Source organism: Bacillus sp. AFS018417, from assembly GCF_002560985.1.
GTDB classification, from domain to species: Bacteria; Bacillota; Bacilli; order Bacillales; family Bacillaceae_G; genus Bacillus_A; species Bacillus_A rhizoplanae.
This window is the reverse complement of record NZ_NTTM01000004.1, coordinates 77,866-89,083: the sequence shown is the minus strand read 5'-3', so window position 1 is coordinate 89,083 and position 11,218 is coordinate 77,866. Positions and strand designations below refer to the sequence as shown.

The 11,218-nt window shown below is 37.2% G+C and carries 9 protein-coding genes and 1 pseudogene; 3 read left to right on the top strand and 7 right to left on the bottom strand.

Going from position 1 to position 11,218, the window contains the following annotated elements; translation table 11 throughout:
• Positions 1-387 precede the first annotated feature (387 nt).
• Positions 388-1,260 carry a YitT family protein gene (locus CN326_RS02610; protein WP_176524516.1) on the top strand — a complete coding sequence of 291 codons (873 nt, stop codon included), beginning with the start codon at positions 388-390 and terminating at the stop codon, positions 1,258-1,260.
• A 172-nt stretch (positions 1,261-1,432) separates the two neighbouring features.
• Here the strand turns inward: CN326_RS02610 and CN326_RS02605 are convergent, their stop codons facing one another.
• The 5 genes from CN326_RS02605 to CN326_RS02585 form a co-directional block, all read right to left on the bottom strand.
• Positions 1,433-2,680, bottom strand: a complete 1,248-nt coding sequence (locus CN326_RS02605) for an esterase-like activity of phytase family protein (RefSeq protein WP_098305932.1) — start codon at positions 2,678-2,680, stop codon at positions 1,433-1,435.
• Positions 2,681-3,135: 455 nt separating this feature from the next.
• Positions 3,136-4,455: an MFS transporter gene (locus CN326_RS02600; RefSeq protein WP_098305930.1), complete on the bottom strand. Its 1,320-nt coding sequence runs from the start codon at positions 4,453-4,455 to the stop codon at positions 3,136-3,138.
• A gap of 22 nt (positions 4,456-4,477) precedes the next feature.
• Positions 4,478-5,662, bottom strand: coding sequence for an acetyl-CoA C-acetyltransferase (locus tag CN326_RS02595; protein ID WP_098305928.1), 1,185 nt, complete (start codon positions 5,660-5,662; stop codon positions 4,478-4,480).
• A 123-nt stretch (positions 5,663-5,785) separates the two neighbouring features.
• Complete coding sequence (locus CN326_RS02590) at positions 5,786-6,448, bottom strand: 3-oxoacid CoA-transferase subunit B (protein ID WP_098305926.1); 663 nt, start codon at positions 6,446-6,448, stop codon at positions 5,786-5,788.
• Positions 6,432-7,118: a CoA transferase subunit A gene (locus CN326_RS02585; protein WP_098305924.1), complete on the bottom strand. Its 687-nt coding sequence runs from the start codon at positions 7,116-7,118 to the stop codon at positions 6,432-6,434. Before CN326_RS02585 ends, CN326_RS02590 begins: the two co-directional genes overlap by 17 nt.
• Before the next feature lie 207 nt (positions 7,119-7,325).
• On the opposite strand from CN326_RS02585, the gene CN326_RS02580 reads away from it, so the two are divergent.
• Positions 7,326-7,931 carry a TetR/AcrR family transcriptional regulator gene (locus CN326_RS02580; RefSeq protein WP_098305922.1) on the top strand — a complete coding sequence of 202 codons (606 nt, stop codon included), beginning with the start codon at positions 7,326-7,328 and terminating at the stop codon, positions 7,929-7,931.
• A gap of 101 nt (positions 7,932-8,032) precedes the next feature.
• Positions 8,033-8,182, top strand: a pseudogene (locus CN326_RS25510) (DUF3147 family protein); the annotation flags it as partial.
• A gap of 206 nt (positions 8,183-8,388) precedes the next feature.
• On the opposite strand, the gene CN326_RS02570 reads toward CN326_RS25510, so the two are convergent.
• Entirely contained in the window at positions 8,389-8,589 is a 201-nt protein-coding gene (locus CN326_RS02570; RefSeq protein WP_098305920.1) for a sporulation YhaL family protein, read from the bottom strand.
• Positions 8,590-8,685: 96 nt separating this feature from the next.
• Positions 8,686-11,079 carry an immune inhibitor A domain-containing protein gene (locus CN326_RS02565; protein WP_176524515.1) on the bottom strand — a complete coding sequence of 798 codons (2,394 nt, stop codon included), beginning with the start codon at positions 11,077-11,079 and terminating at the stop codon, positions 8,686-8,688.
• Positions 11,080-11,218 lie beyond the last annotated feature (139 nt).

Here is an 11,218-nt window from a genome sequence, read left to right as displayed (position 1 = left end):
AAGATATTTCAGCTTTTCTTTTTTATAAACAGTGAAACTTCCATCAGTGGAAGTTTTCTTCATCCCCCACCTATCTTCTTCGCTTTCTCTGCATCTTGAGGTGAGGGTCTTACTGCCCGCAGGATAAACTCGTCGATATAATCCCCGTGATGAAAGATTAAATAGAAAAAGCATGTTTTGAAAAAAATGTTTTATTGAATAAAAGCTTAAAAGAAAATTGGATATCTTTTTACATTTTAGAAGGGATTGTTAAAATTTCTATATAAAGGGTCCGTGTCAAGAAGTATTTTGACGATAATATGTTAGAATAGTTATTAGGAATGAGTCTAACTCATAAAAAAATGTGTAGGAACGAAAAGAGAACATAGTTTGAAATGGAGGAATTATATGAGTATAAGCAAAAAACGCAAGCCCAATAAACTAAAAATCGTTTTTCGAGTATTAATGATTATTATTGGGGCATTTATAACAGCATATGGACTAGAATCGGTATTAATCCCAAACAACGTTTCAGACGGTGGTGTGACGGGTTTAAGTATTGTTAGCTCACAACTACTTGGATTACCATTAGGACTTCTAATTGCAGTCATTAACATCCCTTTTGTTTGGTTGGGGTATAAGCAAATTGGTAAAAATTTTGCTATTTATTCGATTATCGGTATTGCTTCACTAGCAATCGGTACTGTTCTTATGCACAACGTACGAACTATTATTCACGGTGATACATTGTTAGTTACTGTTGTTGGTGGGATTATCATCGGTTTTGGTATGGGGTTAGCATTGCGTAATGGCGGAGCATTAGATGGAATTGATATGTTAGCCGTATTACTTTCTCGAAAATTACCTTTTGGGACAAGTGACCTCATCTTATTTTTAAACATGTTTATCTTTATTGTTGTCTCAACAGTATTTGGTCTTGAAGGGGCTATTCTTTCAGCAATTGCTTACTTTATTGCTTCTAAAGTAATTCACATCGTTGAAGTAGGTTTAAGTGGTTCTAAAACATTTAAAATTATCACAAAGGAACCTAAATTAATGGTAGAGACAATTCGAGAACGCTTAGGTCGAAGTGCAACTTATAATGAAGTTTACGGCGGTTATTCACATGAAAAATTTAAAGAAATCACTTGTGTCATTAACCGTTTAGAAGAAAGTAAAATGAAAGAAATCATACATGAAATTGATGAAAATGCCTTCGTTACGGTATATGACGTAGCAGAAGTAAAGGGCGGTAATTTCAGAAAACATGACATTCATTAATTATAACCTAGAAAATTTTAATATAGTTTCACAAAAAATCACCTTTTAGTTTAACTAAAAGGTGATTTTTATACTGGATTTTTATCCCGCATTAACGGGCAGTAAGAGCTCGATTGGTTCAACTAACCATCAGTGGGGGATGAAAAAAATCGACATCTGTTTATGTAAACCGTCATTTTTTGATAGGTGCCTTTTTTGACAATACTTCAAATGCTAAGAATTGTGTTACCTGGCTAGAGTTGAAATTATTATCTGAAACTAGTACAAGACTGTCGTTCCCGTTTGCAAGTTTAGGACCCCAAGAAATGCCTTCGATATTGTCAAGCTTAGATAAACCTAATGTGTTCAAATCAAGAATCAGACGCTTTTTAACAGGCTTAAATTTGCCTTCTTGTAACGAATCTATATGACTAATATTACTAGCTCCGTTAAGATCAATCTCATAAATACGAATATAGTTTTTAAAAGTTCCATCTGCACCTTGTACACCAGAACGTTCAACTGTTAATAACTCGTGGTTGTTTACCGCGAGAATCTCTGACACGCCATTATCTGCATATTTGCCAGGCGCTGGCGTTGTTGGAATTGAATCAACAGGGTATGCGTACTGTCCTAGTACATTCCCTTTACGATCGTATTGAGTGATCCGTGAAAGTGCCCCGGAGTTTGGAGTAGGTATAGGCCCGTCCTGATATAATGGACCTTCCATTGCAACCCATAGCGACTTACCGTCGGGTGCAAATGTAGAACCTTCAAAACTCAGGTTATTACGTGCTCCAGTCTCTTGTGTTGGTGATACTTTAAATATTTCTGGCAAAGGCAATGTAGATAAGTATTGTCCATCACGAGTGGCATGTTTCACGAACGGATTTAAGCCAAGAGAACGATCACCCTCACTCGCATACCAAATACTCCCATCTAGAGGATCAATGTTTATGGATTCAAAATCGGGAACTTCTCCACCATGAGTGGTGTATTGTGTTTGATTGGGATAAACGCTTCCATCGGCTTGCTTTAAAAAATTCACTCCGGTCAATTGAATAGACTGAAAACCTTGAATATTATAGTCGAGCCTCGCATTATAAAAACGCGCAGGATTATAACTTGATCTGTCGTCGCTTATCATAACCCACGTGTTACTTTTAGAATCGTACCTAAGTCCTGAAAGACCACCCACAGTAGTTCCTTCAAAATTCTCATTGAACGGAATTTTTTTCTCTCCAATAAACCTTAGACTCTTAACGGAACGTTTTTCGTTTACGTTGTTTGCACCATCCTTTTTCTCGCTAGAATGGTCATCATTTTCCTGTAATACCTTTTGCTCAGCAGCATGAATAGTAATAGGTGATAAAGCTAGACAAGCACTTAATGCAGCAACACTTAAAACGTTAAAATACTTAGGTAACTTAAATTTTTTCATAATACTCTCCCTCTCCTATGTTTATTTTTATACAGCCCCATTTCCTTCATACAAAATTACCCCTCTAAAATAACACCCAGATATGAATTTCCATTTAAGAGACTATTAAAAAAATGTAAAGCATTGTCAAAATTTTAAACAACTTAAATATAACGACTTTCTTTCAAAGCCCCACAACGAAAAAGGATGGCAACCTCTCGGCTGCTCATCCTCTAACATACAACTATTAAAGCAAAACAGAATCCTCATCCTTGTCTTGATGACGTCGCTCCCGTTCTTCTACTAAACGTCTCATCAATACACTTGTTAACTAAATAATTATCTTTAGCAAAATAGGTTAACTTTTTTCTATATTTAACATCTTAATAATTCTCACGGGGGGTGCTTGGTGACATCTTGTTTATGGTACACAGCTCCGTTTTACTAAAGATTAGCGTCCCTTTAAATATTATCCGTTATGATTGAGTAACAATTGGCTGTGTTTCTTTGACAGTGTCCACACTATTATTACTTGTCAATTTTAATGTAATTAATGTGAAAAGGCCGATTATTAGTAATCCTGATAAAATAAACATCCCAAGGGTAAATGCTACAGATCCAAGAATCATCGGTCCTACAAATCCGCCTAATGCCGCAAATGAATTGACTAAAGCGATACCAACAGGTGCAGTAGACTCGGTGAAGAAAAATGTCATGTAGGCAAAGAAACATCCAGTAAATCCATATAATCCGGCAGATGTAATTGTTAACATAAGTACCATCATAAAGACGCTTTCTGAAAAGCCACATCCGATAAAGCCCAATACTGAGATAATAAAGCAAACAATTAAATGTTGTTTGTACGCATTCGTTCGATCCGAATACCATCCGACAAATATAATAGCCGGAATACCTACTAATGAAGGAATCATGGCTAACCAGCCTATTTCTAAGTTGGTCGTGGCAATTTCTGATAAGGATTTAATGATGGTTGGCATCCAGAATGACAAGCCATAGATACCTGTATAAACAGCAAAATATAGCATAGATAACTTCCAAACCTTTGAATCCTTCAGCATGTCTAGTTTTGAGACTTTATTTACTTTTGAACTTGCTTGCCGTTCAGCACTCAATTCGCCCTCCAGCCAATCTCTTTCTTCCTTCGATAACCATTTTGCATTTGCAGGTCTATTTGTTAAGAAGAAAATAGTAAGAACACCTAAGATAATGGCCGGGATGCCCTCAAGGATAAACATCCATCTCCATCCTGACATATTGAGCCAAAATATGTTATCAATAATCCACGTTGACACTGGTGCGCCGATTAGGCCGCCTATCGGTAAAGCCAGCAGTAATGCAGCTGTTGCTCGTCCTCTTTCACGGGCTCTAAACCAATAAGTTAAATACAAAACAATTCCAGGAAAAAATCCGGCTTCAGCAATACCTAATAGAAAACGCAGAGTGTATAAATGTGTCGTCGTTTGCGCGAAACCAGTTAAGATTACTATAATTCCCCATGAAAGCATAATCCGTGCAATCCAAATGCGCGCCCCAACTTTATGCATAATCATGTTACTTGGGACCTCAAAAAAGAAATAGCCAATAAAGAAAATACCGGAAAGAAGACCAAAAACTTCAGCAGATAAAGCTAATTCTGCATTCATTTCTAAAGCAGCATAGCCTAAGTTTACCCGGTCTAAGTAAGCAACAACATATAGAATTAATATAGTTGGAAGAATGCGTTTCATCGTTTTACGGATTGTACTTTCTTCTATAGCCTTAATATTCTGATTCATCAAATCCCCCCTATCTGTTTCATCAGCTTTGTACATTTTCTAAAATAATGGCAATGCCTTGTCCGCCGCCAATACAAAGCGAAGCTAATCCATATTTAACGTTTCTTTTCCTCATTTCAAGTGCTAAAGAATAGGTGATTCTAGCACCACTTGCGCCTACAGGATGGCCTAATGCAACAGCCCCTCCGTTCACATTCACCTTTTCCTTATCGACACCTAACTCTTTAATTACAGCAATAGATTGTGAAGCAAATGCCTCATTAAATTCGAACAAACCAATATCCTCTAAGCTTAAACCAGCCTTTTCTAATGCTTTTTTGCTTGCTGGTACGGGGCCAATACCCATAATGCTCGGGTCAACTCCTGCAACGCCCCATGTTACTATTTTCGCAAGTGGCTTTAAGTTATGTTCACTCACATACTCCTCAGATGCGACTAACACAGCAGCTGCACCATCATTAATGCCGCTCGCGTTCCCTGGTGTAACAGTCCCATCCTTTTTAAAAGCGGGCTTCAATTTTGCTAAACCTTCTACAGATGCACCTTCACGAATATGCTCATCCGTATCAAAAACGACTTCCTTGCCTTTTCTGCCTTTTAACTTAATCGGAACAATTTCCTCTGCAAAACGACCGCTATCTCTTGCTGCAATGGCCTTTTCTTGTGATTCCACAGAAAACTGATCCTGCTCTTCTCGGGAAATTGAATATTTTTCAGCTAAGTTTTCAGCTGTCATCCCCATTCCACAGCCAACGTAGTTATCTGTTAATGTTTCCCATAACATATCATCAACTTTTGGTGCTTTATTTGGTGAGCCGAAGCGCGTGCCTCTTAATACATGCGGTGATAAGCTCATATTTTCGGTTCCTCCAGCGACAACTACTTTTGCATCTCCAGAAGCAATGGACTGTGCGGCAGATACGATAGACTGCATGCCCGAACCGCATAATCTATTAAGTGTAAGCGCAGATGATGACTCTGCCATGCCGCTTTTTAAACCGATATGTCTGGCTAAATAAGCAGAGCCGCTGCTTGTATGAATAATATTTCCAAATATGATTTCATCTACATTAGAAGCTTGAATTCCGCTTCTTTTCAATGCCTCTTCCGTTGCTGCTACACCCAAATCGATATCGGTCACATCTTTTAATGCCCCGCCAAAAGTACCAAAAGCTGTTCTTGCTCCGTCAACAATATAAGTTGCCATTCTTTTTCCTCCTCTTTTTTTATTACATGCCGCCTGCGACTTTAATATGTTCTCCTGTAATACCGCCTGCTGCACCTGTCACAATAACTGTTCTTTGCTTGTCCATGTGTTGCCCTTCATTCTTCACTTATTACTTACGAGTGTTAAATCATTCACATACTCTAAATCAAAACCAACCTTTTCACTTAATTCTTGTATTGAAATCTCTTCCATCATTTCTACAACTTTTACGCCTTTATCCGTAAATTTAAAAACAGCGTAATCGGAAACAAATAAATCTACTTTTCGAATTCCGCTAGTTTTATATGATAATTCCTTGACTAATTTAGACGTTCCATCCTTTGCAAACAAGGTAGCTGCGACAATAACCTTTTTTGCTCCTGTCACCAAATCCATCGCTCCACCAACGCCTAAAATCGGCTGATTCGGAACGGCCCAGTTGGCAATTTCACCATGAACATCCACCTGAAGTGTGCCTAAAACCGCTACGTCAATATGACCACCTCTAATCAAAGCAAAAGAATCAGCACTATTAAAAAATGATGCACCTTTCAAATAGGTAACCGGTTCTTTTCCTGCATTAATTAAATCAATATCTAAATTTTCCTCTGCAGGAGAAGGTCCCATACCTAACAATCCATTCTCAGATTGTAAATAAACCTCTTTATCACCTAAATAGGAAGCAACCAAAGTAGGAATTCCAACTCCTAAGTTAACAATCTGTCCATCTTCTAATTCTTCGGCAATTCTCTTAGCAATAATTTGTCTTTTATCTTGACTCAACATAATCACTCCCTATCTTTGAATATTTGCTTTGGATGACATAATCCACATACGCATGAGGCGTCACAACAAATTCTGGGTCCAGCTCACCAACTTCAACAATTTCATTCACTTCGGCAATGACTATTTTTCCAGCTGTAGCCATCATAGGGTTAAAGTTTCTAGCTGTCGTATGGTACACTAAATTTCCAATTCGATCTGCTTTATCCGCCTTTATAATAGCGACATCACCTTTAATAGCCTTTTCAAAAATGTATCTCTCTCCATCAATTTCTCTTTCCTCTTTGCCCTTGCTTAATTCAGTACCAACGGCGGTTCTTGTGTAAAAACCACCTATTCCGGCACCACCGCAGCGAATTGCTTCAGCTAATGTACCTTGAGGCAGCAAATCGATTTCAAGCTCGCCTTTAGACCAGGCTATTACCGCTTCTTTATTAATGGAAAAAAAGGAGCCAATTGCTTTTTTGATTTTTCCCTGCATGAATACTTTATGTAATCCTTGTCCAAGATCCCCTAAATTATTACTAACAATCGTTAAATCACGAATATCTGTTTCTAATAGTTCATCAATGATCGTTAAAGGTGTACCTGATAAGCCAAAGCCTCCTGTTAAAATTACATCACCACTCTTGAAATACTTTCTTATTTCACTAGACTCAATGACTTTATCCATTATTTCCCCTCCATTTCTTTATAAAGCGCTTTCTTTTTTGGTTAGAATAAAATAAAATTAGAAATCGTTGTGATAGTCGAAATCTATGAGGTAGACTTGAATAAAACATCAACTTGTTAACTAGACTGCAGTCTGTTTATAATTAGACCGTAGTCTGATTTTATAAAAATATAAATATTCTGTCAATTTATTTCCGGAGGATTTTTCATGCTAGAATCAAAAAAAAAGCAGCGCAGAGGAGAAGTAACACGCGATAAAATTTTAAAAACAGCTTTAAAACTTTTTAGCCAAAAGGGTTATGACAAAGTAACAGTCGACGAAATCGTGAAAAAAACCGGCACTTCAAAAGGTTCATTTTACCAACACTTTTCGGCTAAATCGGACATATTTTTAGAGAGATTCACAGAAGTCGACAATTATTATTTAGAAGTTTTCCATTCTTTCCCGAAAGATATGGACCCATTTGAAAAACTATTTATTTTCACTCAGAAATTATTGCGCTTTCTAGAAGAAGAAATGGGTAAAGATCTTATGAAAGTCATTTATAGTTCCGCTCTAAATTCAAAAGAACACACTTACTTTTTAAATTCAAACCGTTCACTCTTTCAAATCATCTTTACACTACTTGAAGAAGCTAAGGACCAAGGATCCATTGGCACTGACCAATGTGTGGAAGTCATTTCTACAATGGTCACACAAAGTCTAATGGGAATCATCTATCACTGGGGTATACACGACTCTGACCAAAGTCTAGAGTCATTATCAATACCGCTGATTAAAACAATCCTTGAGGGATTGAATATGAAGAACTAAAACAAATTTAGAGGCCATCCGCGAGAAGATCTTTGTAGAATTGGACTTATGATGGGTACACAATAAGAAGACCGTTCTCATGCGAGAACAGTTTTCTTATATATGGAGGAGCTATAGCAGCCCTTCCACTCGTAAGTTTATTAAGCATTATTTGGTTATATGTTCAAGGTGAAGCAAGCGAAAGTTTGAGTAAATTTGCTCTTGGTGTTCTTTGGGGATTTCCAGCTACTGCTGTTTTATTACTTATCGTTTATACAGATTAAGAAGCTGTAGCGCTGGAGAGGATTCATCAAATGTGGCTTCCAATGATATTGATTTAGAGCTTTTCATAACCATAGTTCCTCCTTCAGAATTTTATCCCGCATTAACAGGCATCAGAATTGTAAAAATCGCGGATATACCATAAAAAAAGGATGGCAACCGTTCATTCGGCTACTCATCCTCTAACATACAACTATTAAAGCAAAACGGAATCCTCATCCTTATCCTGATGACGTCTTTCCCGTTCTTCTGCTAGGCGTCTCATATATATTTCGCCTTCTTTTTCAATAAACTCATTATCAATTTCTTGCTCTTTTTTCGACGTGTATAAGACCATATAACCGCTCACAATAATCCCAATAATAATGAGATAAATCCACCATGGTAAAGTTTCCATTCAAATTCCTTCCTTTCATAAGACAAGCTTTGTTAGTTTCACTGTATGAATGAAAGGAAGGTTTTATGACTCTTTTATTTTGAAAGGACCTTCAACTTATCGATGAACCCAAACTGCCCCTGCTGACTTATCATCAGCTTGACCTACTACTTCAATTTTAATTCCAAGCTTTGGAAGTTTTCGTCCTGCATCTGGAATTACGCTATTGATATATGATTTAGAATCATCAAATTTAGACACACCTGGTAATCCTTTATAATCAAAGATTCCGCGCGTCGGTGAATTTACTTTCCATGCTGGCGTTTGATCAAACGAGAACGCAGCATCTGCAATTTGATAACGAGTACTCTGTTCCACAGATGGTTTGCCATTTAATGTTCCAATAATCGCTTCTGGATGAGAATCCACTACTCCAAGGAATCCTTCACCTGGATGTATGCCAACCCAGTTATCTGTAAAGCTTTGATCTGCATACCATACAACAAGTCCTGTATTGTAAGCTGGACCGCGTCCATATTGTAATGCCTCGTCAGAACCTGCATAGTTTCTCCACTCTAAATAATAATTATTTTTCTTCTGCTCAAATCCATCAGAAACAGTAAATCCTTTTAAAGTAAAGCTTGGTTGTCCTTCTGCATCATCAGAGAAAACAACTTTATTATCTACCGTTAAAGTAGCATTATCAAGCGCAAAGCCTCTATAAGCTACAGCAACATCTGTTAAATATTCAAATTGTAGTTTTACTTTCTTCCCTTTGAATTGACTTAAATCATAAGACTTGCCAATCCACTGATCATTCGTTGTATCTACGCCATTCTTTATATCTTTGTCACCCATTCTATCAATCTTTGTTTTCGTTCCATCTTCCGTAATAGCGTATACGTCAAGGAAATCATATTTTGCTTCCAGTTCATAGAATGCTTTGTAATCAAATTTCGCATTCGTTGCATTTGTTAAATCAAACACTGGTGTCTCTAATGTTGTATGTATATCATTTCCTTTTGTACTATAATAAAATTTCTTTCCAAAGCCAGGTTCAATATTTTTCAAATTTTTATCCGGTAAATTTACACGAATAATTCCTGGACGTTTTGATTTTGTAACACTTTGATCTAAATACGTCGAAAATCCGATACCAGTGCCAAGTTTATCATAGTTTACCTCTACAATATTCGCCCAGTTCCCTTTCATATTCTTTTGGAAGAACTCTTTGTTTTGCGGAGAGAAACTTGTTGGCTCTGTTCCTGCAATTTTTCCAGCCCAGCTGCCGCCGCTCATAATAGACCAAGCCTGAATTGGCTCACCTTGTCCTGAATACTTTGTATCATACTCATCTGGTAAACCTAAATCGTGACCAAATTCATGTGCAAATACACCAACTGCACCGTCTTCAGGCTCAATTGTGTAATCATATGCAGCCATCTTTCCGCCAAAGTTTGGAACAGATGCTGTTGTGCCATCAATTGCATAAGGTTGTGCACCAAGTTTTGAACGATGAGACCAAATTGCATTGTCACCTAGTTTACCGCCGCCAGCTTCTTGTCCAACTCCAGCGTGAACAACCATTAAATGATCAATAATTCCATCTGGCTCATTTTTATTACCGTTACCGTTGTAATCGTACTGATCGTATTGATCAAAATCAGCTAAATTAATTCCTTTTGCTACTGCTGCTTTTAACGCGTCTTTTACTAAATCACGTGGTCCTAATGGTAATTTATTATCATGACCAGTTCCAGCATCATCACCGTAATCTGCAGCTTTCCCTGGAACAGTCAACCATTCTGTTACAGTTCCATCAACTGTATAGCTGCCGCCAGATTGCTCTTCATAATATTGTTTAAACGTTTTAATTTTCGAACCATTGAATAGTGTAAACTGTTCATCTCCAAACAGCATATTTTGATAATGCTCACGATTAAAATCATTCGCAAACATATATCCTGGTTCTTGATTGATATTGTTATGTTTAAAATCGCTATACTCTACAAGTAACACAAGAACTTTATCTTTACGAACAGACCCATTATATTCCGCTTGCTTCGCTGAAGATGTCGGAACTTTACCATTTCCATGTATCTTTCCATTTAATCCAGATACTTGTCCAGCTAATGGACCATTCTTAGACTGATGCTGGTTCTCATTCTCTTCCATTTTTGCATCTTTTACTTTTTTCATAAAATCAGTAGCTTCCTGAGTAAGACTGTCTTCTGGCGTTGTTTCCTTTCCAGGATTTTCGCCTTTTTTCTTCTCTACATATTTTTCTACAGCCTTCGACGTTTCTGCTTGTGATGCAGAAGGATCAATAATCCCGCGTTGTTTTAACGCATTCGCCAAACGTTCCTCCGGTATTAAATTCTCATCTATGAAACTAGATGGCTCTGATGATGATTCAGCATAAGCAGCATGACCACCGAAGGCAAACATAGAACTTAGCACAGCCCCTGTTGCCAACACTGAAAAAGTTTTTAATTTTCTGTTCTTTTTCAATGCAATCCCCCCTATTGTGTATAAGTTGTCGACTTTTTTTGTCGATATGTACATATTATTATCGATTGATGTAATTTTCAATATTTTTGTAATATACAGACTATTTGATATAATTTATTTTATTACAATAATTTTTCTG